46 protein-coding genes and 1 pseudogene are annotated in these 26173 nt (G+C 50.8%); 7 read left to right on the forward strand and 40 right to left on the reverse strand.

Annotation, left to right across the window (positions count from 1 at the left end; translation table 11 throughout):
* Nucleotides 1-225 precede the first annotated feature (225 nt).
* Nucleotides 226-780 carry a gamma carbonic anhydrase family protein gene (locus ABLU88_RS26015; RefSeq protein ID WP_014839658.1) on the forward strand — a complete coding sequence of 185 codons (555 nt, stop codon included), beginning with the start codon at nt 226-228 and terminating at the stop codon, nt 778-780.
* On the opposite strand, the gene ABLU88_RS26020 is transcribed toward ABLU88_RS26015, so the two are convergent.
* The 6 genes from ABLU88_RS26020 to dprA are packed head-to-tail and all read right to left on the reverse strand — an operon-like array spanning nt 756 to nt 4548.
* Nucleotides 756-1013: a DUF1488 domain-containing protein gene (locus tag ABLU88_RS26020; RefSeq protein ID WP_014227027.1), complete on the reverse strand. Its 258-nt coding sequence runs from the start codon at nt 1011-1013 to the stop codon at nt 756-758. The genes ABLU88_RS26015 and ABLU88_RS26020 overlap by 25 nt on opposite strands.
* A complete protein-coding gene (gene aroE, locus ABLU88_RS26025; RefSeq protein ID WP_014227028.1) occupies nt 1010-1828 on the reverse strand; it encodes a shikimate dehydrogenase in 819 nt (272 codons plus the stop codon). The genes ABLU88_RS26020 and aroE overlap by 4 nt, the downstream gene beginning before the upstream one ends.
* A gap of 3 nt (nt 1829-1831) precedes the next feature.
* Nucleotides 1832-2404 (reverse strand): L-threonylcarbamoyladenylate synthase type 1 TsaC, encoded by a 573-nt coding sequence (gene tsaC / locus ABLU88_RS26030; protein WP_004854739.1) that lies wholly within the window; start codon nt 2402-2404, stop codon nt 1832-1834.
* A 4-nt stretch (nt 2405-2408) separates the two neighbouring features.
* A complete protein-coding gene (locus tag ABLU88_RS26035) occupies nt 2409-2951 on the reverse strand; it encodes a type I DNA topoisomerase (RefSeq protein ID WP_014227029.1) in 543 nt (180 codons plus the stop codon).
* Between the two features lie 27 nt (nt 2952-2978).
* Nucleotides 2979-3452 carry a DUF494 family protein Smg gene (gene smg, locus ABLU88_RS26040; protein WP_014227030.1) on the reverse strand — a complete coding sequence of 158 codons (474 nt, stop codon included), beginning with the start codon at nt 3450-3452 and terminating at the stop codon, nt 2979-2981.
* Nucleotides 3424-4548, reverse strand: a complete 1125-nt coding sequence (gene dprA / locus ABLU88_RS26045) for a DNA-protecting protein DprA (protein WP_116281060.1) — start codon at nt 4546-4548, stop codon at nt 3424-3426. Before dprA ends, smg begins: the two co-directional genes overlap by 29 nt.
* A gap of 129 nt (nt 4549-4677) precedes the next feature.
* Here dprA and def point away from each other — a divergent pair, with 129 nt between their 5' ends.
* The 5 genes from def (at nt 4678) to mscL (ending at nt 9442) form a co-directional block, all read left to right on the forward strand.
* On the forward strand, nt 4678-5187 hold the full coding sequence (gene def, locus ABLU88_RS26050) for a peptide deformylase (protein ID WP_004854751.1): 510 nt from the start codon (nt 4678-4680) through the stop codon (nt 5185-5187).
* A gap of 14 nt (nt 5188-5201) precedes the next feature.
* A complete protein-coding gene (gene fmt / locus ABLU88_RS26055) occupies nt 5202-6149 on the forward strand; it encodes a methionyl-tRNA formyltransferase (RefSeq protein ID WP_048263815.1) in 948 nt (315 codons plus the stop codon).
* A 51-nt stretch (nt 6150-6200) separates the two neighbouring features.
* Nucleotides 6201-7490: a 16S rRNA (cytosine(967)-C(5))-methyltransferase RsmB gene (gene rsmB / locus ABLU88_RS26060; protein WP_032751524.1), complete on the forward strand. Its 1290-nt coding sequence runs from the start codon at nt 6201-6203 to the stop codon at nt 7488-7490.
* Between the two features lie 21 nt (nt 7491-7511).
* Nucleotides 7512-8888, forward strand: coding sequence for a Trk system potassium transporter TrkA (gene trkA / locus ABLU88_RS26065; protein WP_004125888.1), 1377 nt, complete (start codon nt 7512-7514; stop codon nt 8886-8888).
* Between the two features lie 140 nt (nt 8889-9028).
* The gene (mscL, locus tag ABLU88_RS26070; RefSeq protein WP_004106310.1) at nt 9029-9442 is read left to right on the forward strand and encodes a large-conductance mechanosensitive channel protein MscL; all 414 of its coding nucleotides are present in this window, start codon (nt 9029-9031) and stop codon (nt 9440-9442) included.
* Here the strand turns inward: mscL and ABLU88_RS26075 are convergent.
* The 31 genes from ABLU88_RS26075 to rpsJ form a co-directional block, all read right to left on the reverse strand.
* Nucleotides 9396-9656, reverse strand: a complete 261-nt coding sequence (locus tag ABLU88_RS26075) for an alternative ribosome-rescue factor A (RefSeq protein WP_072057189.1) — start codon at nt 9654-9656, stop codon at nt 9396-9398. The genes mscL and ABLU88_RS26075 overlap by 47 nt on opposite strands.
* A gap of 58 nt (nt 9657-9714) precedes the next feature.
* Nucleotides 9715-10140, reverse strand: a complete 426-nt coding sequence (zntR, locus tag ABLU88_RS26080; RefSeq protein ID WP_014227035.1) for a Zn(2+)-responsive transcriptional regulator — start codon at nt 10138-10140, stop codon at nt 9715-9717.
* A 2-nt stretch (nt 10141-10142) separates the two neighbouring features.
* Entirely contained in the window at nt 10143-10511 is a 369-nt protein-coding gene (locus tag ABLU88_RS26085; RefSeq protein WP_042934199.1) for a DUF1992 domain-containing protein, read from the reverse strand.
* 107 nt (nt 10512-10618) lie between these two features.
* A complete protein-coding gene (gene rplQ, locus ABLU88_RS26090) occupies nt 10619-11005 on the reverse strand; it encodes a 50S ribosomal protein L17 (protein WP_001216372.1) in 387 nt (128 codons plus the stop codon).
* Between the two features lie 40 nt (nt 11006-11045).
* Nucleotides 11046-12035 carry a DNA-directed RNA polymerase subunit alpha gene (gene rpoA / locus ABLU88_RS26095; RefSeq protein ID WP_002919219.1) on the reverse strand — a complete coding sequence of 330 codons (990 nt, stop codon included), beginning with the start codon at nt 12033-12035 and terminating at the stop codon, nt 11046-11048.
* A gap of 25 nt (nt 12036-12060) precedes the next feature.
* Nucleotides 12061-12681, reverse strand: coding sequence for a 30S ribosomal protein S4 (gene rpsD / locus ABLU88_RS26100; protein WP_004125897.1), 621 nt, complete (start codon nt 12679-12681; stop codon nt 12061-12063).
* A 33-nt stretch (nt 12682-12714) separates the two neighbouring features.
* Nucleotides 12715-13104: a 30S ribosomal protein S11 gene (rpsK, locus tag ABLU88_RS26105; protein ID WP_004138423.1), complete on the reverse strand. Its 390-nt coding sequence runs from the start codon at nt 13102-13104 to the stop codon at nt 12715-12717.
* Nucleotides 13105-13120: 16 nt separating this feature from the next.
* Nucleotides 13121-13477, reverse strand: coding sequence for a 30S ribosomal protein S13 (rpsM, locus tag ABLU88_RS26110; RefSeq protein WP_004106333.1), 357 nt, complete (start codon nt 13475-13477; stop codon nt 13121-13123).
* Nucleotides 13478-13623: 146 nt separating this feature from the next.
* The gene (gene rpmJ / locus ABLU88_RS26115; protein WP_000868187.1) at nt 13624-13740 is read right to left on the reverse strand and encodes a 50S ribosomal protein L36; all 117 of its coding nucleotides are present in this window, start codon (nt 13738-13740) and stop codon (nt 13624-13626) included.
* Nucleotides 13741-13771: 31 nt separating this feature from the next.
* Nucleotides 13772-15103, reverse strand: a complete 1332-nt coding sequence (secY, locus tag ABLU88_RS26120; protein ID WP_004106334.1) for a preprotein translocase subunit SecY — start codon at nt 15101-15103, stop codon at nt 13772-13774.
* 7 nt (nt 15104-15110) lie between these two features.
* On the reverse strand, nt 15111-15545 hold the full coding sequence (gene rplO / locus ABLU88_RS26125; RefSeq protein WP_004106336.1) for a 50S ribosomal protein L15: 435 nt from the start codon (nt 15543-15545) through the stop codon (nt 15111-15113).
* 3 nt (nt 15546-15548) lie between these two features.
* On the reverse strand, nt 15549-15728 hold the full coding sequence (rpmD, locus tag ABLU88_RS26130; RefSeq protein ID WP_001140434.1) for a 50S ribosomal protein L30: 180 nt from the start codon (nt 15726-15728) through the stop codon (nt 15549-15551).
* A gap of 3 nt (nt 15729-15731) precedes the next feature.
* Nucleotides 15732-16235 (reverse strand): 30S ribosomal protein S5, encoded by a 504-nt coding sequence (gene rpsE, locus ABLU88_RS26135; protein WP_004106339.1) that lies wholly within the window; start codon nt 16233-16235, stop codon nt 15732-15734.
* 14 nt (nt 16236-16249) lie between these two features.
* A complete protein-coding gene (gene rplR, locus ABLU88_RS26140) occupies nt 16250-16603 on the reverse strand; it encodes a 50S ribosomal protein L18 (protein WP_000358960.1) in 354 nt (117 codons plus the stop codon).
* Nucleotides 16604-16612: 9 nt separating this feature from the next.
* The gene (rplF, locus tag ABLU88_RS26145) at nt 16613-17146 is read right to left on the reverse strand and encodes a 50S ribosomal protein L6 (protein ID WP_004106341.1); all 534 of its coding nucleotides are present in this window, start codon (nt 17144-17146) and stop codon (nt 16613-16615) included.
* Nucleotides 17147-17158: 12 nt separating this feature from the next.
* Nucleotides 17159-17551 (reverse strand): 30S ribosomal protein S8, encoded by a 393-nt coding sequence (gene rpsH, locus ABLU88_RS26150; protein ID WP_004106343.1) that lies wholly within the window; start codon nt 17549-17551, stop codon nt 17159-17161.
* A gap of 33 nt (nt 17552-17584) precedes the next feature.
* Nucleotides 17585-17890, reverse strand: a complete 306-nt coding sequence (gene rpsN / locus ABLU88_RS26155; protein ID WP_002919667.1) for a 30S ribosomal protein S14 — start codon at nt 17888-17890, stop codon at nt 17585-17587.
* Between the two features lie 14 nt (nt 17891-17904).
* Nucleotides 17905-18444, reverse strand: coding sequence for a 50S ribosomal protein L5 (gene rplE, locus ABLU88_RS26160; RefSeq protein WP_001096202.1), 540 nt, complete (start codon nt 18442-18444; stop codon nt 17905-17907).
* A 14-nt stretch (nt 18445-18458) separates the two neighbouring features.
* Entirely contained in the window at nt 18459-18773 is a 315-nt protein-coding gene (rplX, locus tag ABLU88_RS26165) for a 50S ribosomal protein L24 (protein ID WP_004106345.1), read from the reverse strand.
* Nucleotides 18774-18783: 10 nt separating this feature from the next.
* Nucleotides 18784-19155, reverse strand: a complete 372-nt coding sequence (gene rplN, locus ABLU88_RS26170; protein ID WP_000613954.1) for a 50S ribosomal protein L14 — start codon at nt 19153-19155, stop codon at nt 18784-18786.
* A gap of 165 nt (nt 19156-19320) precedes the next feature.
* On the reverse strand, nt 19321-19575 hold the full coding sequence (gene rpsQ / locus ABLU88_RS26175; protein ID WP_004106347.1) for a 30S ribosomal protein S17: 255 nt from the start codon (nt 19573-19575) through the stop codon (nt 19321-19323).
* Entirely contained in the window at nt 19575-19766 is a 192-nt protein-coding gene (rpmC, locus tag ABLU88_RS26180) for a 50S ribosomal protein L29 (RefSeq protein ID WP_002919754.1), read from the reverse strand. Before rpmC ends, rpsQ begins: the two co-directional genes overlap by 1 nt.
* Nucleotides 19766-20176: a 50S ribosomal protein L16 gene (gene rplP / locus ABLU88_RS26185; RefSeq protein WP_002919759.1), complete on the reverse strand. Its 411-nt coding sequence runs from the start codon at nt 20174-20176 to the stop codon at nt 19766-19768. The genes rpmC and rplP overlap by 1 nt, the downstream gene beginning before the upstream one ends.
* 12 nt (nt 20177-20188) lie before the next feature.
* Nucleotides 20189-20887, reverse strand: coding sequence for a 30S ribosomal protein S3 (rpsC, locus tag ABLU88_RS26190; protein WP_004106350.1), 699 nt, complete (start codon nt 20885-20887; stop codon nt 20189-20191).
* A gap of 17 nt (nt 20888-20904) precedes the next feature.
* Nucleotides 20905-21237 (reverse strand): 50S ribosomal protein L22, encoded by a 333-nt coding sequence (gene rplV / locus ABLU88_RS26195; protein ID WP_002919773.1) that lies wholly within the window; start codon nt 21235-21237, stop codon nt 20905-20907.
* 14 nt (nt 21238-21251) lie between these two features.
* Nucleotides 21252-21530 carry a 30S ribosomal protein S19 gene (gene rpsS / locus ABLU88_RS26200; protein ID WP_001138115.1) on the reverse strand — a complete coding sequence of 93 codons (279 nt, stop codon included), beginning with the start codon at nt 21528-21530 and terminating at the stop codon, nt 21252-21254.
* 16 nt (nt 21531-21546) lie between these two features.
* The gene (gene rplB, locus ABLU88_RS26205) at nt 21547-22368 is read right to left on the reverse strand and encodes a 50S ribosomal protein L2 (RefSeq protein WP_000301869.1); all 822 of its coding nucleotides are present in this window, start codon (nt 22366-22368) and stop codon (nt 21547-21549) included.
* Between the two features lie 17 nt (nt 22369-22385).
* Nucleotides 22386-22688 (reverse strand): 50S ribosomal protein L23, encoded by a 303-nt coding sequence (gene rplW / locus ABLU88_RS26210; RefSeq protein WP_000617546.1) that lies wholly within the window; start codon nt 22686-22688, stop codon nt 22386-22388.
* Nucleotides 22685-23290 carry a 50S ribosomal protein L4 gene (rplD, locus tag ABLU88_RS26215; protein WP_003031119.1) on the reverse strand — a complete coding sequence of 202 codons (606 nt, stop codon included), beginning with the start codon at nt 23288-23290 and terminating at the stop codon, nt 22685-22687. The genes rplW and rplD overlap by 4 nt, the downstream gene beginning before the upstream one ends.
* A gap of 10 nt (nt 23291-23300) precedes the next feature.
* Nucleotides 23301-23930, reverse strand: coding sequence for a 50S ribosomal protein L3 (rplC, locus tag ABLU88_RS26220; protein ID WP_004106354.1), 630 nt, complete (start codon nt 23928-23930; stop codon nt 23301-23303).
* Nucleotides 23931-23962: 32 nt separating this feature from the next.
* Nucleotides 23963-24274: a 30S ribosomal protein S10 gene (gene rpsJ / locus ABLU88_RS26225; protein ID WP_001181005.1), complete on the reverse strand. Its 312-nt coding sequence runs from the start codon at nt 24272-24274 to the stop codon at nt 23963-23965.
* 380 nt (nt 24275-24654) lie between these two features.
* Between rpsJ and ABLU88_RS26230 the strand changes: the two genes are divergently transcribed.
* A complete protein-coding gene (locus tag ABLU88_RS26230; protein WP_025107525.1) occupies nt 24655-25128 on the forward strand; it encodes an A24 family peptidase in 474 nt (157 codons plus the stop codon).
* Here the strand turns inward: ABLU88_RS26230 and bfr are convergent.
* The 3 genes and pseudogenes from bfr to tuf all read right to left on the reverse strand — a co-directional run.
* Nucleotides 25112-25588, reverse strand: coding sequence for a bacterioferritin (gene bfr / locus ABLU88_RS26235; protein WP_004125910.1), 477 nt, complete (start codon nt 25586-25588; stop codon nt 25112-25114). The two genes, ABLU88_RS26230 and bfr, sit on opposite strands and share 17 nt — an antisense overlap.
* 74 nt (nt 25589-25662) lie before the next feature.
* On the reverse strand, nt 25663-25857 hold the full coding sequence (bfd, locus tag ABLU88_RS26240) for a bacterioferritin-associated ferredoxin (protein WP_004125913.1): 195 nt from the start codon (nt 25855-25857) through the stop codon (nt 25663-25665).
* Between the two features lie 173 nt (nt 25858-26030).
* Nucleotides 26031-26173 (reverse strand): annotated as a pseudogene (gene tuf / locus ABLU88_RS26245) (elongation factor Tu); the annotation flags it as partial.

The raw sequence follows: 26173 nt of genomic DNA on the forward strand, positions 1-26173 counted from the left end.
GGTTGTTTGTGAAGTGATTCACATCTGCCGTGTCAGTGGGAGCGCATTATAGGGATCCCATTTTTTTGCACAAGCCTTTTTTCGATCTTTTTTTCCAAATGATGGTTTTTCAGCCGCTTCGCGGCGTTCTTGCTCAATTCGCTCAATTTTTACCACAATAAGGGGTTGCAGACGGCCAGAAAAGCAACCAAAGTCTCTGCACTCCCTTCTTTTATTGAGGTAACCATGACCACCAGCTTGCGTCGTTATAAAGATTTATTCCCTAAAACGGGCCTACGCGTGATGATCGACAGCAGCAGCGTGGTGATCGGCGATGTCAGAATAGCTGACGATGTCAGTATCTGGCCTCTGGTCGCCATTCGCGGTGATGTGAACTATGTGGAAATAGGCGCCCGCACTAACATTCAGGACGGCAGCGTCTTACATGTCACGCATAAGTCTTCATCTAATCCACACGGCAATCCACTTATCATTGGCGATGATGTTACCGTCGGTCATAAGGTGATGCTACACGGCTGCACTATTGGTAACCGGGTCCTGGTCGGTATGGGTTCGATTTTGTTGGATGGCGTGATTGTTGAAGACGATATAATGATTGGGGCTGGCAGTCTGGTGCCTCAGAACAAACGTCTCAAGAGTGGCTATCTTTACTTTGGTAACCCGGTAAAACAGATACGCCCCCTGACAGAGGCGGAAATTGCCGGGCTACAATATTCAGCGAACAACTATGTAAAGTGGAAAGGTGATTACCTGGCTCAGGAAAACCAGATCCAACCTTGAGCATCTTCTTGCTGGTCGAGAATGAGATCCTGGGCTTCATCTTCCAGATCCCAGCGATGTTCACGAAAAGCGGCCAGCCATTGCGCCGGCTCTTCACCGCCAAAACGCTTCTTGAGCACCGTTAGCGTTAAGGCGCAGGTAAGCTGCATGCCGTTAACTAATGCAGGAAAAGCGATACATTGACGCGCTTCATCCCATACCTCTCTGTCTGGAAACTGAATTGCCTGGTTCATGCATTCAGTTCCTTCTGCAAAGCCGCAATGACTGGCGTAATTTCTGGCAGAACGCCGTGCCACAACAGCACCGCATGAGCAGCCTGCGCCACCAGCATTCCCAACCCATCAGCGCATTTTGTCGCACCGTGTTGCTGGCATAAGGATAAAAATGGCGTACTACCTTTCTGGTAAAACATGTCATAACAACAGACATGGGGATTTATTAAGGTAACAGGGATCGCGGGAACACCGCCGTCAATACCGCTGGATGTCGCATTAATAATGAGATCAAATTCCTGACCGCCTAATGCTTCTATATCCAAAGCGCGGACGCTGCCGGTATGAGCAAAAAGCGTAGCCAGTTCATGGGCGCGAGAATAGGTACGATTAACAATAGTCACGGCACAATCCAGCGACAGGAGAGGAAGCAAAACGCCGCGTGAAGCCCCACCTGCGCCAATAAGCAATACCCGGAATCCTGGTTTAATAAAACCCAGCCGTTCCAGATCGCTCAGTAGTCCAATACCATCGGTATTGTCCCCCAGCAGGCGGCCATCCTCCAACCGTTTAAGCGTATTGACCGCACCGGCCAGCGCTGCGCGTTCGGTTAGCTCATCTGCTCGCGCGAAGGCCTCTTCTTTAAAAGGCACGGTGACGTTCGCTCCCTTACCGCCTTCATTAAAGAAGGTATCGAGAGTCGTAACGAAATCATCGAGCGGAGCCAGGATACGGCCATAGGGATGCGTAATTTGCAACTGCTGAGCAAAAAGCCGATGAATAGATGGCGACTTGCTATGGGCAATAGGGTGTCCGAAGACGGCATAAGTTTCCATGAGTTACCCCTGGCGGAAGAGTTCGCCCGTCAAGGCATCACGTATTTCAGATGGGTTTTGACGCCCTCCCGTAGCCCCGTCAACGACCGGGAAATCAGCGCCAAACTGCGCATAAACTTCTGCCGTCGTGCGGCAAGGAGGCTGGCCAGACAAATTTGCGCTGGTTGAAACCAGCGGTTTTCCGTAAGCATTACACAGTTCGACCACCAGCGGATGATCCGTGACTCGCACAGCCAGTGAATTGAAGCGCCCCGTCAACCAACGCGGCGTTGAAGCGCAAGCGGGGAAGACAAATGTCACAGGCCCTGGCCAGCAAGAAAAAATCGTCTCCAGCTGCTCATCGCTAAGTTGCGTATCGTCAATATAGGGTTTGAGTTGCTCGAAGTTCGCCGCAATCAGGATCAGCCCCTTTTCAACGGGACGCTGTTTAAGTGCAAGCAGGCTCATGACGGCCTTTTCGCTATCGGGATCGCAACCGACGCCAAAAACGGCTTCTGTTGGATAGGCGATGACATGTTCATTATTCAGAAGCGCCACAGCACGTACGATGGCTTCTGAGGGCAGGTTATTATTCACAGATTTATTCCGCCGGTATCGGCTTTCCACATTGTTTGCTGGCACAGAAGCGTTTAACGCCCTGCGCCGTTTTCTTTTCGATTAGCAACGGGTAATGACACTCTGGACACTCGCCCGCCACTGGCCTGAAGTTTATGACGAACTGGCAATCGGGGTAACGATCGCAGGAATGGAAGTTTTTTCCAAAACGTGAGCGGCGCTGAACCAAATGCCCTTGCCCGCACTGTGGGCAGGCAATTGCGGTTTCATCCGGCTTATCGATAAGTTCAGTATGTTCGCAATCTGGATAGCTGCTACAACCGATAAACATACCAAAACGCCCCTGGCGTAGTACCAGCACTGCGCCGCAAGACGGGCACGTTTGCCCCTCCAGAACTTTGACAATATGTCCGTCCGCCTGATTTTTCAGGGGCCGGACATAGTCACAGTCAGGATAATGCGAGCAGCCGAGAAAAGGCCCGTGTTTCCCGGAGCGTATTACCAGTTCAGCCCCACACTGCGGGCAGGGTTCGTTTTTACGCACCGAGAACAGCGCTGTTTTGGTCATAACAATTCTAATGTCGCAGCAAAAAAGTTAGTGCAGCATACCTTCATTTACTTCAAAGAGTAATTCTTCCATTTGCTGGTAGGCATTTTCGCAACCGGGAATATTAAACAGCACCATCAGGATCACCCATTTGAGATCTTCCAGATCGAACTCTGCCGTATCCAGCGCCAGTACACGCTCAATCACCATTTCCCGTGTTTCGAGGTTCAACACCTGAATTTGCTCAAGGAATAATAAGAATCCCCGGCAGCTTGCATCAAGACGCTGGCACTCGTCGTCGGTGTAGACTCGTAACGAGAGTGGGTCAGAAGCAAGCTGCATTGGCGCAACAAGCCCCTCCTGGTAATCAGCCAGTTTCTCCAGCCACATCAGGGCGTTATAGATATCTTCTCGTTCAAAACCGGCATCGGTCAGATCCCGAGTCAGCTTGTCCTGATCCACGCGCATTTCTGCTTCGTTATGGATGTAAGTTTCAAACAGATACATCAGTACGTCGAACATGGCTTGCCCTCCTTAATCGGACATAGCCGCCGGGTACAGCTGCGATCCAGCCTGCTAACTCCAGTTCTAGTAGCTGGGCTACGGTTACTGGCACAGATTGGCCGGCACGTTCAGCGACAACGTCAACAGGTGTTACCTCATCTCCTACGTTAGCCAGGAGCTCTGGAAATGGCAATGCTACAGAAGGCCGATTACCGCAATTATTTGCGTCATCTGGTTCAGGAAGAACATATGGCAGCTCATCCCGCCAGTATTCGACGATGTCTTCCGGGGCTGTCACGGGAATCGCGCCCTGCTTGATAAGCCAGTGGGGACCTTCTGAACCCGGGCTGCCAATCGGCCCAGGCAGGGCAAACACATCCCTTCCCTGCTCCAGAGCATAACGAACCGTCACTAATGAGCCGCTTTTCAGGGCCGCCTCAATAACCAACACGCCGGCACTTAGCCCACTGATAATCCGGTTACGGCGAGGAAAATTGCCCGGCAGGGGCGGGGTAAACAGCGGAAACTCCGAAATGATGGCGCCGCAGCTGTTAGTAATCTGCTCCGCTAACGCCTGATGACGGCGAGGATAGATCTCTCTTAAGCCATTCCCTAAAACAGCAACCGTTCTACCTTTCCCTTCCAGCGCACCACGATGAGCAATTCCATCAATGCCAAGGGCCAGGCCGCTCGTGATCGTAATACCATAACGTGCTAAAGCTTCGCTAAAGAGTTTCCCCCAACGAGCGCCATACCATGAATGCGCCCGGCTCCCAATGACGGACAGCTGCCGGCTGCTCAGTAGCGCAGGGTCTCCACATACTAAAAGAGCGCAAGGAAAGTCGACAATCGCCCGCAGCTGGGGTGGGTAAAGCGGATCTTCGGCAGTCAGTAGATAGCAATTTGGTCGCTCCAGCCATTGCAGCGTGGCATCTATCTCGCATTGGTTAACGCTGAGGAAATGCTTCGATTGCGCCAGACTCAAGCCACAGGCTCGCAAATCTTCTCGACCTAACGTCGCAGATGCACATAGCTGACGGGCGGCACTGATAGCACTCTCGCCATACAGGCTGCTCACCCTCATCAAACGTAACCAAATTTCCCTGGGCGTCATCCCTATCCCCCTGCCACAAGCGACTTTAACAATCTTTGCGATTGGACAGCGAGACTGTCAATTGCAGGGGGTTTTGTCTAGAATAGAGGTAATAATCTTTCCAACTCCTGAACACAACTCTGGATAACTATGTCAGTTTTGCAAGTGTTACATATTCCGGACGAGCGCCTTCGCAAAGTCGCAAAGCCGGTAGAAGAAGTAAATGCAGAAATTCAGCGTATCGTCGATGATATGTTCGAGACGATGTATGCTGAAGAAGGTATCGGTCTGGCCGCAACGCAGGTGGATATTCACCAGCGTATTATTGTTATTGATGTATCAGAAAATCGTGAAGAGCAGCTGGTATTAATTAACCCTGAGCTGCTGGAAAAAAGCGGAGAAACAGGCATTGAAGAGGGCTGCCTCTCTATTCCTGAACAGCGTGCTTTAGTGCCGCGTGCAGAAAAAGTGAAAATCCGCGCGCTCGATCGCGAAGGCAAACCTTTTGAGCTTGAAGCCGACGGTCTGCTGGCCATCTGCATTCAGCACGAGATGGATCACCTCGTCGGTAAGCTGTTCATCGATTACCTGTCACCGCTCAAGCAACAACGCATTCGTCAAAAAGTTGAGAAACTTGACCGCCTGAATGCTCGAGCTTAAGGACGAGAATAAACGTGTCAGACTCACTACGTATTATTTTTGCCGGCACCCCTGACTTTGCAGCACGTCATCTCGACGCGCTTCTGTCCTCTGGACACAACGTTGTTGGCGTCTTCACCCAACCGGACCGTCCGGCAGGTCGTGGTAAAAAACTCATGCCCAGCCCGGTGAAAGTTCTTGCTGAAGAAAAAGGCATACCGGTATTCCAGCCAGCTTCACTACGTCCGCAGGAAAATCAGCAGCTCGTCTCCGATCTGCGTGCAGACGTCATGGTCGTCGTAGCCTATGGGCTCCTTCTACCAAAAGCCGTGCTGGATATGCCGCGCCTGGGCTGCATTAACGTTCACGGTTCGTTGCTTCCGCGCTGGCGCGGCGCGGCGCCCATTCAGCGTTCGCTGTGGGCTGGCGATACCGAGACCGGTGTCACCATCATGCAGATGGATGTCGGTCTCGATACGGGTGATATGCTCTATAAACTTGCGTGCCCAATCACGGCCGAAGACACCAGCGGAACGCTGTACGACAAGCTGGCTAACCTGGGGCCGCAGGGGCTGATCGAAACCCTCAAGCAGCTTGCTGCAGGTACCGCGAAACCGGTTGCACAGGATGAAGCGCTGGTTACCCATGCGCAAAAACTCAGCAAAGAAGAAGCGCGTATCGACTGGTCTCTTCCAGCCGCTCAGTTAGAACGCTGCATTCGCGCCTTTAACCCGTGGCCAATGAGCTGGATAGAAATTGATGGCCAGCCGGTAAAAGTCTGGCAGGCGTCGGTTATCGATGTGACCACTACAGCCGAACCGGGGACCATCATTGAAGCGACAAAACAGGGGATTCAGGTGGCGACCAGCGACGGCGTGCTGAATTTACTCTCGCTACAGCCTGCCGGGAAAAAAGCAATGAGTGCTCAGGATCTATTAAATTCGCGGCGGGAATGGTTCGCTCCTGGCAACCGTCTGGTCTGACGCGCCCTTCTTAATACGCCCGGTGTTGCCGGGCATTTTTATTTTGTGCTTATGAAAAAACAACTCAATTTACGCAGCCTGGCAGCGCAGGCCGTTGAACAGGTTCTCGAAAAAGGGCAATCCCTGAGCAACGTTCTGCCCCCGCTGCAACAAAAAGTATCCGATAAAGACAAAGCGCTGCTTCAGGAACTCTGCTTTGGCGTGCTACGTACCCTTTCCCAGTTAGATTGGCTGATCGGCAAGCTCATGTCCCGGCCGATGACGGGTAAACAGCGTGTTGTGCACTACCTCATTATGGTCGGCATTTACCAACTGCTGTACACACGGATTCCTCCTCATGCTGCATTGGCGGAAACGGTTGAAGGCGCAGTAGCGATTAAGCGCCCGCAGCTCAAAGGGTTGATTAACGGCGTATTGCGCCAGTTTCAGCGCCAGCAGGAAGAACTGTTATCTGAATTTTCTCGTAGCGAAATTCGCTTTTTACATCCGTCCTGGTTGTTGAAACGTCTGCAGAAAGCCTATCCAGCACAGTGGGAAGCGATCGTGGAAGCGAACAACCAGCGCCCGCCAATGTGGTTGCGCGTAAACCGTGTCCACCATCCGCGCGATAGCTGGCTGGCACTGCTGGAAGAGGCGGGAATGAAAGGTTTTACTCATCCTGCTTACCCTGACGCTGTGCGCATGGAAACACCGGTGCCGGTCCACGCATTGCCGGGGTTTGAAGAGGGTTGGGTTACCGTTCAGGATGCCTCCGCTCAGGGCTGCATCACATTTCTTGATCCAAAAAACGGCGAGCAAATTCTGGATCTGTGCGCGGCACCGGGGGGTAAAACCACGCATATTCTCGAAGCGGCGCCCGAAGCACAGGTGCTGGCCGTCGATGTTGATGAGCAGCGACTCTCCCGCGTCTATGACAACCTGAAGCGTCTGGGCATGAAGGCCACCGTTAAACAAGGTGATGGCCGTTATCCAGCCCAATGGTGTGGAGAGCAGCAGTTCGATCGTATTCTGCTGGACGCCCCTTGTTCCGCCACCGGCGTCATTCGCCGTCATCCGGATATCAAGTGGCTGCGCCGGGATCGTGATATCGCGGAACTGGCCCAGCTGCAGTCTGAAATTCTGGATGCCGTATGGCCGCATTTGAAAACTGGTGGGACTCTGGTTTACGCAACGTGTTCGGTATTGCCGGAAGAGAACAGCCAGCAAATTAAAGCCTTCCTGCAGCGTACTGCGGATGCGGTTCTCAGCGAAACCGGCAGCGCAGATTTGCCGGGCCAGCAAAATTTGCCAGGTGCTGAAGAAGGTGACGGCTTCTTTTACGCTAAGCTAATCAAAAAGTAATGAGATAACGAGTCGCGACTGATGAAAATTATCATATTGGGCGCAGGGCAGGTCGGTGGAACTCTGGCAGAAAACCTTGTCGGAGAGAACAACGATATTACGCTGGTAGACACGAATGGCGACCGCCTTCGCAGTCTTCAGGACAAATTTGATCTCAGAGTGGTTCAGGGCCACGGCTCGCATCCACGCGTGCTGCGTGAGGCGGGTGCGGATGACGCCGACATGCTGGTCGCAGTGACCAGCTCAGATGAAACGAATATGGTGGCCTGCCAGGTCGCCTATTCGCTGTTTAATACCCCAAATCGTATTGCTCGCATCCGCTCCCCGGATTATGTGCGTGATGCCGATAAACTTTTCCACTCAGAAGCGGTTCCTATTGACCACCTCATCGCGCCAGAGCAGCTGGTCATTGACAGCATTCACCGCCTGATTGAGTATCCAGGCGCGCTGCAGGTTGTCAATTTTGCCGAAGGAAAAGTAAGCCTGGCAGTCGTTAAAGCCTATTATGGCGGTCCTTTAGTGGGAAACGCACTTTCAACTATGCGCGAACATATGCCGCATATTGACACACGCGTAGCCGCTATCTTCCGCCACGATCGCCCCATCAGGCCACAAGGTTCAACCATTGTTGAAGCCGGTGATGAAGTGTTTTTCATCGCCGCTTCGCAGCATATTCGCGCCGTCATGAGCGAACTTCAGCGCCTCGAAAAGCCGTATAAGCGCATCATGCTGGTTGGCGGCGGAAACATTGGCGCCGGGCTCGCCCATAAGCTGGAGAAAGATTACAGCGTCAAACTGATTGAACGTAATCAACAGCGTGCCGCAGAGCTTGCAGAGAAGCTGCAAAATACGATCGTCTTCTACGGCGATGCTTCAGATCAAGAATTGCTGGCTGAGGAACATATCGATCAAGTTGATCTTTTCATTGCCGTCACCAACGATGATGAAGCCAATATTATGTCTGCCATGCTCGCAAAGCGCATGGGGGCCAAAAAGGTGATGGTGCTGATCCAGCGTCGTGCCTACGTCGATCTTGTCCAGGGGAGCGTGATCGACATTGCAATATCACCGCAGCAGGCAACCATCTCTGCACTGCTCAGCCATGTGCGTAAAGCCGATATTGTCGGCGTTTCCTCCCTACGCCGAGGTGTCGCAGAGGCTATTGAAGCTGTCGCGCACGGAGATGAAAGTACTTCGCGGGTGGTTGGACGCGCTATTGATGAGATTAAGCTTCCCCCCGGAACAATTATTGGCGCCGTTGTACGCGGTAATGATGTCATGATAGCGAATAACAATCTGCGTATTGAGCAAGGGGATCATGTCGTTATGTTCCTGACTGACAAAAAATTCATCTCTGACGTCGAAAGACTATTCCAGCCAAGTCCTTTCTTTTTGTAGTTCGCAGGCGTCGACAAGACGCCTTTCTTTTATCCCTTATATATCAAAGGATAATATTTTTCTGCAATTATTTCGTGGTAATGGAAAATAGTAATACATTTGTTAAACTTATCAGTGTCAGCTGGCTCAAGGAGAATAAAATGAGTTTTTTAAAAGAATTTCGCGAATTTGCGATGCGCGGGAATGTGGTTGATTTGGCAGTCGGTGTCATCATTGGTGCAGCATTTGGTAAAATCGTATCGTCGTTAGTTGCCGATATTATTATGCCGCCGCTAGGCTTACTCATTGGCGGAATCGACTTTAAACAGTTTGCCGTGACGCTACGGGATGCCCAGGGCGACATCCCGGCGGTCGTCATGCATTACGGCGTATTCATTCAGAACGTGTTCGATTTTATTATCGTGGCGTTTGCTATTTTTATGGCAATCAAACTGATGAATAAACTGAACAGGAAAAAGGAAGAGGCCCCGGCAGCACCACCGGCGCCAACCAAAGAAGAAGTCCTGCTTAGCGAAATTCGTGACCTGCTGAAAGAACAAAACAATCGTTCTTAAGAAGCCTTAAAAGCAGAAGGCCAGTGGTAAAAAAGTCATTTACTTTCTTGCCACTGGCCTCCCGACCATTCTGTCCCGCATGTTTTTCTTTTCTTTGGTAGCTACCTTTCCCTTTCTTGTTCTTCTCAATTCGCTGCCTGAATAACGGGTCATGAAGTAGTGCCTCAAGGGCGTTATCTTTTATTTGCCCTTTAGTATGCTGATAGCGGCTCATAAGCTCTCCAGATATGTAATAGAAATCGGCGTGAGTGTAGACGCGTCTGATGAAAAAATCAACGTGCTGGATTATGACTGCTGGCGCCCTGCTCCAGTGCTTCAAGAATTGAGCAATAGACGCTGCTGTGCGCTGTTCCGCAGCAAGCATCATTGAGGCGCTGCAAAGAACGACGCATGGCTTGTAACTCTTTAATCCGGGATTCCACTTCACTTAAACGAGCCTGCACAATGCCTTTAGATTCCTGACAGGTATGATGTTCCGGATCGATGCGGATCGAGAGAAGTTCGCGGATCGATTCCAGCGTAAAACCAAGCTGCCTGGCATAGCGAATAAAACGCAGCCTCTGTAGATCGTTATCCGAATAGAGACGAAATCCACCTTCAGTGCGCACGTTATGATCCATCATCTGCTGTTTTTCATAATAGCGGATGGTATCGGGAGTAACGTCAGCCAATTTAGCCAGTTCACCTATGCGGTACATGATTACTCCTCATTAATCTTTTGCAGCAACTTATCCGCGTAATCCCCACGCAGAAAGTCAGTGTTCAAGCCCGCCTGCCGCAGCTTTAACTCGAGCAGCGCCAGACGACGACTCAGCTCAGCATAGCGGGGATCGCTCTCCTGAACGCCTTTAAGTAAGTCATTGAGCATCACGGCTTCTTTACGATGCTCAAGTTCGGGAGGTAAACAACCCGCATTCTTGAGTAATCGATAGCCTGCGCGTAGCTCAGGCGGCACATGCGAGTCATCGTCCAGAGTCAGTGGCTCCCCACTTCCCGGCAGGTTATCAAACTCACCTTTGTGCTGTGCATCAAGAATATGGCGTTCTGCCCACTGATCCAGTAACCACATCATAAGGCTCCGGGGATGAACAAAAATAATGCAGATATTGTAAACAAGCAGGAATAGGGTGGATATAAAAAAACCCGCCGGAGCGGGTTTTTTTACGTTACTACAGATTACTCTGCAGCAGCTTCTGCTTTCGATTCAGAGCGATCAACCAGCTCGATGTATGCCATCGGCGCGTTGTCGCCTGCACGGAAGCCACACTTCAGAATACGAGTGTAACCACCGGCGCGGCTCGCGAAACGCGGGCCCAGCTCGTTAAACAGTTTTGCCACGATCTCATTATCACGAGTACGGGCGAATGCCAGACGACGATTAGCAACGCTATCAGTCTTGGCAAGAGTAATCAGCGGCTCAACTACGCGACGCAGTTCTTTCGCTTTCGGCAGGGTCGTCTTGATGATTTCATGACGAACCAGCGAACCAGCCATGTTACGGAACATAGCCTGGCGATGGCTGCTGTTGCGGTTCAGTTGACGACCACTCTTACGATGGCGCATGACCTTATCCTTCTCAGTAAAACCTTAACCTGTGATCCGGTTACTCGTCAGCAATGCTTGCCGGTGGCCAGTTTTCCAGGCGCATGCCCAGAGACAAACCACGTGAAGCCAGCACGTCTTTAATCTCAGTAAGAGATTTTTTACCCAGGTTCGGCGTTTTCAGCAACTCAACCTCGGTACGCTGTACCAGATCACCGATATAGTGGATAGCTTCTGCCTTAAGGCAGTTAGCAGAGCGGACAGTCAATTCGAGATCGTCAACAGGGCGCAGCAGGATCGGATCGAATTCTGGTTTCTCTTCTTTCACTTCCGGCTGACGTACATCACGTAAATCAACGAAAGCTTCCAGTTGTTCTGCCAGGATGGTTGCCGCACGACGAATCGCCTCTTCAGGATCGATTGTGCCGTTGGTTTCCATTTCGATGACCAGCTTGTCCAGGTCGGTACGCTGTTCTACACGCGCTGCTTCAACATTGTAGGCAATACGCTCTACAGGGCTGTAGCATGCGTCGACCAGCAGACGGCCGATTGGGCGCTCATCTTCTTCCGAATGAATTCGGGCAGAAGCCGGCACATAACCGCGACCGCGCTGAACTTTGATACGCATGCTAATAGCTGCGTTCTCATCGGTCAGGTGGCAGATCACATGTTGCGGCTTGACGATTTCGACATCACCGTCATGGGTAATGTCGGCTGCGGTCACAGGGCCAATGCCAGATTTGTTCAAAGTAAGGATAACTTCATCTTTACCCTGAACTCTCACCGCCAGCCCTTTCAGGTTGAGCAGGATTTCAAGGATATCTTCCTGAACGCCTTCTTTGGTGCTGTACTCATGAAGTACACCATCAATCTCAACCTCGGTCACCGCGCAACCCGGCATCGATGAGAGCAGAATACGGCGCAGTGCGTTACCAAGAGTATGGCCAAAGCCACGCTCTAAAGGTTCAAGGGTCACCTTGGCGTGCGTCGAACTCACTTGCTCGATATCGACCAGGCGCGGTTTTAGAAACTCTGTCACAGAACCCTGCATTGTGTCCTCTCTTTGGTACTAAGCTTTACTTGGAGTAAAGCTCGACGATCAGGTGTTCGTTAATGTCCGCAGACAGATCAGAACGTTCCGGCTGACGCTTGAACGTACCTTCCATCTTGCCAGCATCAACTTCCAGCCAGGTTGGCTTTTCACGCTGCTCAGCCAGCTCCAGAGCGGCTTTCACGCGAGATTGCTTTTTCGCTTTCTCACGAATGCTGACAACGTCATTCGCTTTAACCTGATAAGAAGCGATGTTAACAACACGACCGTTTACCATGATAGCTTTGTGGCTAACCAGCTGACGTGATTCAGCACGAGTCGCGCCGAAGCCCATACGGTATACAACGTTGTCCAGACGACCTTCCAGCAGAGTCAACAGGTTTTCACCGGTGTTGCCTTTCAGACGCGCTGCTTCTTTATAGTAGTTACGGAACTGACGCTCCAGCACACCGTACATACGGCGAACTTTTTGCTTTTCACGCAACTGCACACCATAGTCAGACAGACGCGGTTTACGCGCACCGTGCTGGCCAGGAGCTTGTTCAATTTTACACTTGGTATCGATCGCGCGAACGCCAGACTTAAGGAACAGGTCTGTGCCCTCACGACGGCTCAGCTTGAGCTTAGGACCCAAATATCTTGCCATTTTCTTTCTCCAACAATCCTAGAAACGAACGCGTTATACGCGACGTTTTTTCGGCGGACGACAACCGTTATGAGGGATCGGAGTCACATCAGTAATATTAGTGATGCGGAAACCAGCGGCGTTCAGTGCACGAATAGTAGATTCGCGACCTGGACCCGGACCTTTGACCATAACTTCCAGATTCTTGATACCGTATTCTTTTACGGCTTCAGCGCAACGCTCTGCTGCAACCTGAGCTGCAAACGGAGTGGATTTGCGAGAACCACGGAAACCGGAACCACCGGCTGTTGCCCAACCCAGCGCGTTACCCTGACGATCGGTAATGGTAACGATGGTGTTGTTAAAAGAAGCATGGACATGAGCCACGCCATCAGAGACTTGTTTTCTTACACGCTTACGTGCACGAACTGGTGCCTTTGCCATTATTCAATCACCCCGACTATTTCTTGATCGGTTTACGCGGACCCTTACGGGTACGTGCGTTGGTCTTAGTACGCTGACCGCGAACCGGAAGACCACGACGATGGCGTAAACCACGATAGCAACCAAGGTCCATCAGACGCTTGATGCTCAGGGTGATTTCACGGCGCAGATCACCTTCAACGACAAATTTACCAACCGCTTCACGCAGGGATTCAATTTGTTCTTCAGACAGCTCACTGATCTTAACATTTTCAGCGATACCCGTGTCAGCACAGATGGCTTTAGAGCGGGTCTTGCCGATACCGAAAATAGCAGTTAATGCGATTACGGTATGTTTGTGATCAGGAATGTTAATGCCTGCTATACGGGCCACTATGCACTCCTACTATTTAATATGTACGCACCATGCTGAAAAGCCCGTTTTCAGGATACTCAAATGGAAACGTACAGACATACAAAAGATTGGCTGGCTAATCTAGCCAGCTCAACCCAACTTTGCAAGAAAAATATGCGAATAAATCAGCCTTGGCGCTGTTTATGCTTCGGCTCGGCACTGCAAATCACGCGGATGACGCCATCACGCTTAACGATTTTGCAGTTACGGCATAATTTCTTGACGGAAGCACGAACTTTCATTTTTACTCTCCGTAACTTCTCGAGCGACCTGTTAGCGGCCGTAGCCTTTCAGGTTCGCCTTCTTCAATGCAGACTCGTACTGACTCGACATCATCAGAGTTTGCACTTGAGCCATAAAGTCCATAATCACAACAACAACGATAAGCAGTGAGGTCCCACCAAAGTAGAACGGTACTTTCATTGCATCACGCATGAACTCCGGGATCAGGCAGATAAAAGTGATGTATAACGCACCGACCAAAGTCAGGCGAGTCATTACTTTATCGATATACTTCGCCGTTTGCTCTCCCGGACGAATTCCTGGTACAAATGCACCGGACTTCTTCAGGTTATCTGCTGTTTCACGCGGGTTGAAAACCAACGCCGTGTAGAAGAAACAGAAGAAGATGATTGCAGACGCATAGAGTAACACATAAAGCGGTTGCCCAGGCTGCAAATACAGCGAAATTGTTGTCAGCCAGTTCCAACCAGTACCGCCCCCGAACCATGATGTAATGGTAGCCGGGAACAGAATAATACTGGAAGCGAAGATTGCCGGGATAACCCCTGCCATATTCACTTTCAGCGGTAAATGTGTGCTCTGTGCAGCATAGACACGACGACCCTGTTGACGTTTAGCGTAGTTTACCACAATGCGGCGTTGACCACGCTCTACAAAGACAACAAAGAAGGTCACTGCAAATACTAATACTGCAACCAACAGCAACAGGAGGAAGTGCAGGTCGCCTTGACGCGCTTGCTCGATAGTATGGGCGATGGCCGGCGGGAGACCCGCAACGATACCGGCGAAGATAATGATTGAGATACCGTTTCCGATACCGCGCTCAGTAATCTGTTCGCCGAGCCACATCAGGAACATCGTTCCTGAGACCAGACTAACAACAGCGGTGAAATAGAATGCAAAGCCTGGATTAATCACCAGGCCCTGCATACCAGGCATATTCGGCAGACCGGTAGCAATACCGATCGACTGGAATATCGCCAGCACCAGAGTACCGTAGCGGGTGTACTGGCTGATCTTACGACGACCAGACTCCCCTTCTTTCTTCAGCTCCGCTAACGGCTGATAAACAACCGTCAGCAGCTGGACAATGATCGATGCCGAAATATACGGCATGATACCCAACGCAAAGATAGAAGCACGGCTGAGAGCACCACCAGAGAACATGTTGAACATTTCAATGATGGTGCCTCGCTGTTGCTCAAGCAGTTTGGCAAGTACAGCGGCATCAATACCAGGGATCGGAATAAAAGAGCCAATACGGAACACAATCAACGCACCGATTACAAACAACAGTCTGCGCTTCAGTTCGCCAATCCCACCTTTGGCACTTTGAAAATCTAATCCCGGTTGCTTAGCCATCTGCTACTTATTCCTCAATTTTACCGCCAGCAGCTTCGATAGCAGCACGAGCACCTTTAGTCACGCGCAGGCCACGAACAGTTACCGGACGAGATACTTCACCAGACAGGATCACTTTCGCGAATTCGATCTGGATACCGATAATGTTAGCCGCTTTCAGCGTGTTCAGGTCGATAACATCGCCTTCTACGTGAGCCAGATCAGACAGACGAACTTCTGCGGTGATCATCGCTTTACGAGAAGTGAAGCCGAATTTCGGCAGACGACGGTACAGAGGCATCTGACCACCTTCGAAACCGCGACGTACGCCACCACCAGAACGAGAGTTCTGACCTTTGTGACCACGACCACCGGTTTTACCGAGGCCAGAACCGATACCACGACCCAGGCGTTTACCCGCCTTTTTGGAGCCTTCGGCCGGAGACAGAGTATTTAAACGCATCTCTTACTCCTCAACTTTAACCATGAAGGAAACCGCGTTGACCATACCACGAACAGCAGGAGTATCCTCGCGCTCTACGGTGTGACCAATACGACGCAGACCCAGGCCAAGCAGCGTTGCCTTGTGTTTCGGCAGACGACCGATTGCACTGCGGGTTTGAGTAATTTTAATAGTCTTTGCCATGGTTTATTTCCCCAGAATTTCTTCAACGGATTTACCACGCTTGGCAGCGACCATTTCTGGAGAATTCATATTTTCCAGGCCATCAATAGTTGCACGAACCACGTTGATCGGGTTGGTGGAACCATATGCTTTGGCCAGAACGTTATGAACTCCAGCAACTTCCAGAACGGCGCGCATTGCACCACCGGCGATGATACCGGTACCTTCGGAAGCTGGCTGCATGAATACACGAGAACCCGTGTGAACACCTTTAACCGGGTGCTGCAGGGTGCCGTGGTTCAGCGCGACGTTAATCATATTGCGACGGGCTTTTTCCATCGCTTTCTGGATCGCTGCTGGAACTTCACGCGCTTTACCGTAACCAAAACCAACGCGACCGTTACCGTCACCAACTACAGTCAGAGCTGTGAAGGAGAAAATACGACCACCTTTAACGGTTTTAGATACGCGGTTAACCGCGATCAGCTTTTCCTGCAGTTCGCCAGCTTGTTTTTCGATGTGAGCCATCTTACACCTCTACCTTAGAACTGAAGGCCAGCTTCACGGGCAGCATCTGCCAGTGCCTGGACACGACCATGATATTGGAACCCGGAACGGTCAAAGGAAACATCTTTGATGCCTTTTTCCAGAGCGCGTTCAGCAACAGCTTTACCCACAGCTGCTGCCGCGTCTTTGTTACCGGTGTACTTCAGTTGTTCAGCGATAGCTTTTTCTACAGTAGAAGCAGCTACCAGAACTTCAGAACCGTTTGGTGCAATTACCTGTGCGTAAATATGACGCGGGGTACGATGTACCACCAGGCGAGTTGCACCCAGCTCCTGGAGCTTGCGGCGTGCGCGGGTCGCACGACGGATACGAGCAGATTTCTTATCCATAGTGTTACCTTACTTCTTCTTAGCCTCTTTGGTACGCACGACTTCGTCGGCGTAACGAACACCCTTACCTTTATAAGGCTCAGGACGACGGTAGGCGCGCAGATCTGCTGCAACCTGGCCGATCACCTGCTTATCAGCGCCTTTCAGCACGATTTCAGTTTGAGTCGGACATTCTGCAGTGATACCGGCCGGCAGTTTATGCTCAACAGGATGAGAGAAACCTAAAGCCAGGTTTACTACATCCCCTTTGACCGCTGCACGATAGCCTACACCAACCAGCTGAAGCTTTTTAGTGAAGCCTTCGGTAACACCAACAACCATTGAGTTCAGCAGGGCACGCGCGGTACCAGCCTGAGCCCATCCATCCACGAAACCATCACGCGGACCGAAGGTCAGAGCATTATCTGCATGTTTAACTTCAACAGCATTGTTGAGGGTACGAGTCAGCTCGCCGTTTTTACCTTTGATCGTAATAACCTGACCGTTGATTTTTACATCAACGCCGGCAGGAACAACGACCGGTGCTTTAGCAACACGAGACATTTTTTCCTCCGATTAGGCTACGTAGCAGATAATTTCGCCACCAAGACCAGCCTGGCGCGCTGCACGATCGGTCATAACACCTTTAGAGGTAGAAATAACCGCGATACCCAGACCCGCCATAACTTTCGGCAGCTCATCTTTACGTTTGTAGATGCGCAGACCTGGGCGGCTGACACGCTGAATGCTTTCTACAACAGCTTTACCCTGGAAATACTTAAGAGTCAGTTCCAGTTCCGGCTTGATGTCGCCTTCAACTTTAAAATCTTCAATAAAGCCTTCTTCCTTCAGCACGTTGGCAATTGCCACTTTCAGCTTGGAGGAAGGCATGGTGACCGCAGCTTTATTCGCGGCCTGACCGTTACGGATACGGGTCAGCATATCCGCGATCGGATCTTGCATGCTCATCTGTCTTTACTCCCGTGATTCAATTGGTGACAATTACCAGCTAGCCTTTTTCAGACCCGGGATTTCACCGCGCATTGCGGCTTCACGGACCTTGATACGGCTCAACCCGAACTTCCGCAGGAAACCATGCGGACGACCTGTTTGACGGCAGCGATTACGCTGACGAGACGGGCTGGAATCACGCGGCAGAGTCTGCAGCTTGAGAACAGCATTCCAACGATCTTCGTCGGTTGCGTTCACATCAGAGATGATAGCTTTCAGTTCAGCGCGTTTAGCGAAGAATTTATCAGCTAAAGCCACGCGCTTTACTTCGCGTGCTTTCATTGATTGCTTAGCCATTAAGTAACCCTACCTTACTTGCGGAACGGGAAGTCAAAGGCAGCCAGCAGAGCGCGGCCTTCTTCATCAGATTTCGCAGTAGTGGTAATGGTAATATCCAAACCACGAACGCGGTCGACTTTATCGTAGTCGATTTCTGGGAAGATGATCTGCTCACGGACACCCATGCTGTAGTTGCCACGACCGTCGAAAGACTTAGCGGACAAGCCACGGAAGTCACGGATACGCGGTACAGCAATAGTGATCAGGCGCTCAAAGAACTCCCACATGCGTTCGCCACGCAGAGTTACTTTACAGCCGATCGGATAGCCCTGACGGATTTTGAAGCCTGCAACTGATTTGCGTGCTTTGGTGATCAGCGGTTTTTGACCGGAGATTGCTGTCAGATCGGCTGCTGCGTTATCCAGCAGTTTCTTGTCAGCGATCGCTTCACCAACACCCATGTTCAGGGTGATCTTCTCGACCCGAGGGACTTGCATGACAGAATTGTAGTTAAACTCAGTCATGAGTTTTTTAACTACTTCGTCTTTGTAGTAATCATGCAGTTTCGCCATCGTACTACTCCAAATTACTTGATAGTTTCGCTGTTAGATTTGAAGAAACGGACTTTTTTGCCGTCTTCGAATCTAAAGCCTACACGGTCAGCCTTGCCGGTTGCCGCATTGAAGATTGCAACGTTAGAAACCTGAATAGCAGCTTCTTTTTCAACGATGCCGCCTGGTTGGTTCAGAGCCGGAACCGGCTTCTGGTGTTTCTTAACCAGGTTGATACCTTCAACAATGAGCTTGCCGGAAGACAAGACATTCTTAACTTTACCGCGTTTACCTTTATCTTTACCGGTTAACACGATAACTTCGTCATCACGACGGATTTTCGCTGCCATGATTCGCTCCTTAGAGTACTTCTGGGGCCAGAGAGATAATTTTCATGAACTTCTCGTTACGAAGTTCACGAGTTACCGGCCCAAAAATACGCGTACCGATGGGCTGCTCGCTGTTATTGTTTAAAATAACGCATGCATTACCATCGAAGCGAATGACAGAACCGTCCGGGCGACGAACACCCTTCTTGGTGCGCACCACTACCGCCTTCAGCACATCACCTTTTTTGACCTTACCACGCGGAATTGCTTCTTTGATGGTGATCTTGATGATGTCGCCTACGCCTGCGTAGCGACGGTGCGAGCCACCCAGAACCTTGATACACATTACGCGACGTGCACCGGAGTTGTCGGCGACGTTCAGCATAGTCTGTTCTTGGATCATTTTAGTGCTCCGCTAATGTCAACTACTACTGAGACCCAAAAATAGGGTCGTTAAAAAAGCCCCATATCGAGGGCGCGGCATTATAACACCGCAAATCAGATATGGGTAGAAAAAATAAACGGCTCATCGCTGAGCCGTTTATCCGTATCGAGAATGCGTACTCTATTACAGAACCGCTTTCTCTACAACGCGAACCAGCGTCCAGGACTTAGTCTTGGACAGCGGACGGCATTCGCGGATTTCAACCACGTCGCCGATACCGCATTCGTTGTTCTCGTCATGTACGTGCAGTTTGGTCGTACGCTTGATGAATTTGCCGTATACCGGGTGTTTCACCATACGTTCGATAGCAACAACAATGGATTTCTCCATTTTGTCGCTAACCACGCGACCTTGCAGAGTACGGATTTTATCGGTCATTACGCACCCGCCTTCTGAGTCAGTAAAGTCTTAACGCGTGCAACATCACGACGCACTTGCTTCAGCAGATGAGTCTGTTGCAGCTGGCCACTTGCAGCCTGCATACGCAGGTTGAACTGCTCACGCAGCAGGTTCAGCAGCTCAGCGTTCAGCTCTTCAACGCTTTTTTCACGCAGCTCTTTTGCTTTCATTACATCACCGTCTTAGTTACAAAGGTGGTTTTGATCGGCAGTTTCGCTGCTGCCAGGCCGAATGCTTCACGGGCCAGCTCTTCCGGTACGCCGTCCATTTCATAAAGGACTTTACCCGGCTGAATCAAGGCAACCCAGTACTCCACGTTACCTTTACCTTTACCCATACGAACTTCCAGCGGCTTCTCGGTGATCGGTTTGTCCGGGAATACACGGATCCAGATCTTACCTTGACGCTTAACTGCACGGGTCATAGCACGACGTGCTGCTTCGATCTGACGTGCAGTCAGACGACCACGGCCAACAGCTTTCAGACCGAAAGTGCCGAAGCTAACATCCGTACCCTGCGCCAGACCACGGTTGCGGCCTTTGTGCACTTTACGGAATTTTGTACGCTTTGGTTGTAACATCAGCGACGCTCCTTATTTACGGCCTTTACGCTGCTGCTTTTTAGGTTGAGCAGCCGGTTCCGGTTGTTCAACAGCAGCCATACCACCCAGGATCTCACCTTTGAAGATCCATACCTTAACGCCGATTACACCGTAAGTGGTGTGCGCTTCAGAGGTGTTGTAGTCGATGTCAGCACGCAGAGTGTGCAGCGGTACGCGACCTTCACGGTACCATTCGGTACGTGCGATTTCCGCGCCGCCCAGACGGCCGCTAACTTCAACTTTGATACCTTTAGCGCCCAGACGCATTGCGTTCTGTACAGCACGCTTCATAGCACGACGGAACATAACGCGACGTTCCAGCTGAGAAGTGATGCTGTCAGCAACCAATTTAGCGTCCAGTTCAGGCTTACGAACTTCGGCAATATTGATCTGTGCAGGCACGCCAGCGAGATCCGCGACGACCTTGCGCAGTTTTTCTACGTCTTCGCCTTTCTTACCGATAACGATACCCGGGCGAGCAGTGTGAATGGTCACACGGATGCTTTTAGCCGGACGCTCGATAACGATGCGAGATACAGACGCTTTCGCCAGTTCCTTAGTCAGGTACTGACGTACTTTAAAATCGCTGTCCAGGTTGTCAGCGAATTCTTTGGTGTTCGCAAACCAGGTTGAGTTCCATGGTTTTACAATACCCAGGCGAATACCATTAGGATGTACTTTCTGACCCATTGCTAGTCTCCAGAGTCTCAGCGATCGGACACAACCACAGTAATGTGGCTGGTGCGCTTCAGGATGCGATCTGCACGACCTTTAGCACGCGGCATAATGCGCTTCATGCTCGGGCCTTCGTCTACGAAAATTTTCGCAACTTTCAGATCATCAATGTCAGCGCCATCGTTGTGTTCAGCGTTAGCAATGGCAGATTCCAGTACCTTCTTGACCAGTACAGCAGCTTTCTTATTGGTGTAGGTCAGAATATCCAGGGCCTGCGACACTTTCTTACCGCGAATCAGGTCAGCAACAAGGCGAACCTTCTGAGCAGAAGAACGAGCATGGCGATGTTGAGCTAAAGTTTCCATCTCTTCCTCCTACCTTATTTCTTCTTCGCTTTTTTATCAGCAGCGTGGCCGCGATAAGTACGAGTCGGTGCGAATTCACCCAGTTTGTGACCAACCATTTCGTCGGAAACAAAAACTGGAACGTGCTGACGACCATTATGGACAGCGATGGTCAAACCGATCATGTTAGGAAAGATCGTTGAACGACGGGACCAAGTGCGCAGGGGCTTCTTGTCTCCGCTTTCCACCGCTTTCTCTACCTTCTTCAGCAAGTGCAGGTCAATAAAAGGACCTTTCTTGAGAGAACGTGGCATGGCTTATCCTCTAAAATTATTTGCTACGGCGACGTACGATGAATTTATCAGTACGCTTGTTGCTGCGGGTCTTCTTACCTTTGGTCTGAACGCCCCACGGAGTTACCGGGTGCTTACCAAAGTTACGACCTTCACCACCACCATGTGGGTGGTCGACTGGGTTCATCGCAGTACCGCGAACGGTAGGACGAACACCACGCCAGCGTGCAGCACCTGCTTTACCCAGAACGCGCAGCATATGCTCAGCATTGCCAACTTCGCCCAGAGTAGCGCGGCAGTCTGCTTCGACTTTACGCATTTCACCAGAACGCAGACGCAGGGTGACATAAGCACCATCGCGAGCAACGATCTGAACGTAAGTACCAGCGGAACGAGCCAGCTGACCGCCTTTACCTGGTTTCATTTCTACGTTATGAACGGTAGAACCAACCGGGATATTGCGCATCGGCAGGGTGTTGCCTGCTTTGATTGCAGCATCAACGCCAGATTGAATCTGGTCGCCAGCTTTCAGGCCTTTAGGGGCCAGAATGTAACGGCGCTCACCGTCTTTGTACAGAACCAGCGCGATGTTCGCGGAGCGGTTCGGATCGTACTCAAGACGTTCAACAACTGCCGGGATACCATCTTTGTTGCGTTTGAAGTCAACAATACGGTAGGCCTGTTTGTGACCACCACCGATATGACGGGTGGTGATACGGCCATTGTTGTTACGACCACCGGATTTGCTGTTTTTTTCAACCAGCGGAGCAAAAGGTTTGCCCTTGTGCAGCTCTGGGTTGACCACTTTAACAACGTGGCGACGACCCGGAGATGTCGGTTTACATTTAACAACTGCCATTGTATTACTCCTCCGACTTACTCAGCGCCGCCGACGAAGTCCAGATTCTGGCCTTCCTTCAGGGTGACGTAAGCTTTTTTCCAGTCGCTACGACGACCGATACGCTGTCCGTGACGTTTAACTTTCCCTTTAACAACCAGGGTGTTAACGACTTCGACTTCGACTTCAAACAGTTTCTGCACAGCAGCTTTGATCTCTGCTTTGGTCGCGTCTTTAGCAACTTTGAGAACGATGGTGTTAGTTTTTTCCATCGCAGTAGACGCTTTTTCAGAAACGTGCGGTGCGCGCAGCACCTTCAGCAGACGTTCTTCACGAATCATGCCAGCATCTCCTCAACTTGCTTAACAGCATCAGCAGTCATTACGACTTTGTCGAAGGCGATCAGGCTAACCGGGTCGATACCAGTTGCATCACGTACGTCAACCTTGTGCAGGTTGCGCGCAGCAAGGAACAGGTTCTCGTCCAGCTCACCGGTGATGATCAGCACATCTTCCAGAGCCATGTCTTTCAGTTTCTGTGCCAGCAGCTTAGTTTTAGGCGCTTCTACAGAGAAAGATTCGACAACGATCAGACGATCCTGACGTACCAGTTCGGACAGAATGCTTTTCAGCGCGCCGCGGTACATCTTTTTGTTAACTTTTTGACTGTGGTCCTGCGGACGCGCAGCGAAGGTCACGCCACCTGAACGCCAGATCGGGCTCTTGATAGAACCTGAACGCGCACGGCCGGTACCTTTCTGGCGCCACGGCTTTTTGCCTGAACCAGTTACTTCAGCACGAGTCTTCTGAGCACGAGTACCCTGACGAGCACCAGCTGCATAAGCAACTACAACCTGGTGAACCAGCGCTTCGTTGAAATCACGACCGAAGGTAGTTTCGGAAACAGTCAGCGCGCTCTGCGCGTCTTTCAATACTAATTCCATTGCTATCCCCTTACGCCTTCACAGCTGGTTTAACGATCAGGTCGCTACCGGTTGCACCCGGGACCGCGCCTTTAACCAGCAGCAGGTTGCGCTCAGCGTCAACACGTACTACGTCCAGGCTCTGAACGGTGACACGTTCGTTACCCAGCTGACCTGCCATTTTCTTGCCTTTGAACACTTTGCCCGGAGTCTGGTTCTGACCGATAGAACCCGGAACGCGGTGAGACAAGGAGTTACCGTGAGTAGCGTCCTGGGTACGGAAGTTCCAGCGCTTAACGGTACCAGCAAAACCTTTACCTTTAGAGGTACCGGTTACGTCAACTTTTTTAACGTCAGCAAACAGCTCAACGCTAATGTCTTGACCTACGGTGAACTCTTCGCCGTCAGCCAGACGGAATTCCCACAGACCACGGCCAGCTTCTACGCCAGCTTTAGCGAAGTGACCCGCTTCCGGTTTGGTTACACGGTTAGCTTTTTTAGCACCAGTGGTCACCTGAACGGCACGGTAGCCATCGTTAGCCAGATCTTTAACCTGAGTAACGCGGTTTGCTTCAACTTCGATTACGGTTACTGGGATAGATACGCCATCTTCAGTGAAGATGCGGGTCATGCCCACTTTTTTACCGACTAAACCAATCATTGTTTCAACCTCTCAATCGCTCGATGACCTGATTAACCCAGGCTGATCTGCACGTCTACACCGGCAGCCAGATCCAGACGCATCAGAGCATCAACGGTTTTTTCAGTTGGCTCAACGATGTCAACCAGACGCTTATGAGTGCGGATTTCGTACTGATCGCGCGCGTCTTTGTTAACGTGCGGAGAGATCAGAACGGTAAAGCGCTCTTTGCGGGTCGGCAGCGGGATCGGACCACGGACTTGCGCACCAGTGCGCTTAGCAGTCTCGACGATTTCCGCGGTTGATTGATCGATCAGACGATGATCAAACGCTTTAAGGCGGATACGGATTCTTTGGTTCTGCATGAGACCAGAGCTCCAATTATTTTATAGACGAAATGGTTACTCCTCATACCCATTACGATTGATGGGAGAGTGTAACCGTTCTTACATAGTTCCCCAATTGGGAACATTGTTTGGTAGCGTGTTGCTGCTACCAGGGTTCATATCGAACCGGCCGTCAACTTTGACAGGCCCGCGCATTATACGCAAATTCAGCGACAACGCAAGGGCTGCGTACAAAATCATCACTTGTTTCTGCGAGCTCACTTCCACTCCCGACGCAATGCCATGAAAGGCCGACAAATACTCTGGAGCGGGACATCCATTCCTGTTTATTGCCTTTTGCCAGAGGCTCGGCTCCTGCATCACACTCGGTACCCAGGACCACCACATGGAAACCATCGATGATAGCGACTTTGGCATTCTTTATTATTTATGGCGGGTTATTACTCACGCTTTGTTGGCACGATCTGCGCTATGGCTTGCTACCCGATAAATTTACCTGCCCTCTGCTGTGGGGCGGGTTGCTTTATTATCTGTGTATGTCACCAGCCAATCTGCAGCATGCAGTCTGGGGAGCGATAGCAGGCTATCTGGCCTTTGCGTTGATCTATTGGCTCTACAGGGGAATACGCGGGCGTGAAGGCATCGGCTACGGCGATGTCAAATTTCTCGCCGCACTAGGGGCATGGCAGGGATGGAGAGTTTTACCGCAGCTCGTAATTATAGCAACGATTCTCGCCTGCGCTGCCGTAACGGTTCTGATGCTGTGCGGCAAACATAGGCTGGCATTACGCAACCCGCTGCCTTTCGGCCCTTTCCTGGCCACAGCGGGTTTGCTATGTGGTTGGCAGACGTTTTTTAGTCAGCCACTTTAATCTGCGACTGAAGATAATTCTGCAGACCAATTTTACCTATCAAATCCAGCTCGGTTTCCAGCCAGTCGATATGGCCTTCTTCATCGGCGAGGATGGTGATTAACATATCACGGCTGACGTAGTCGTGGACGCTGTCAGCATAGGCGATGGCTTCTCGTAGATCCTTCGCCCCTTCCAGTTCCAGCCTCAGGTCGGATTGCAGCATCTCCTCGACGTCCTCTCCGATGCGGAGTTTGCCGAGATCCTGCAGGTTCGGGATCCCTTCGAGAAATAAAATGCGCTCGATATATTTATCGGCATGCTTCATTTCATCGATAGATTCGTGGTACTCGACATCATTGAGGCGCATCAGGCCCCAGTTCTTGAACATTCTCGCATGGAGAAAGTATTGATTAATTGCGACTAGCTCATTTCCCAATAATTTATTGAGATAACTTATGATTTTGACATCACCTTTCATTATATAGTCCCTCCGCTTCCACTTATTGAAGCGTAGTTCGGGCTATAGGGATGTCAAAGTAAAGCTGAGAGACTTCAGGCGATCTCTTGATATTCCGGCATGCGGGTTAATTCATCTTCCATAATTTCTCGTGCTGCACGAACGCACTTACCACATTGATTTCCAACGGGAATAAATTTCCGCAGCTGCTGAAAAGACTGAGGATTGAATTGGCGCACAGCCTGACGGATTTTTTTATCGTTCACACCATTACACAGACAAACGTACATATATACTCCCGTTCAACTTACAGACAAAGTGTAAATGAGAATAGTTATGATTACAATAGGCTGTTTATTAAATAGGCGTTTAATCTCTTTGCTGTCAGTCACTGTGCTGCTTCATGCAAATAGCAGACAGCAAAAAGGGCGCCTTAGCGCCCTTTTTAATTCAGAACTAAATATTAGCCCAGAACTTTAGCAACAACGCCCGCGCCAACGGTACGGCCGCCTTCACGGATTGCGAAACGCAGACCGTCGTCCATCGCGATCGGGTGGATCAGGGTAACAACCATTTTGATGTTGTCGCCCGGCATTACCATCTCTA

Origin of the sequence: Klebsiella sp. GW_Kp182, assembly GCF_040062275.1 — a bacterium.
GTDB classification, from domain to species: Bacteria; Pseudomonadota; Gammaproteobacteria; order Enterobacterales; family Enterobacteriaceae; genus Klebsiella; species Klebsiella michiganensis.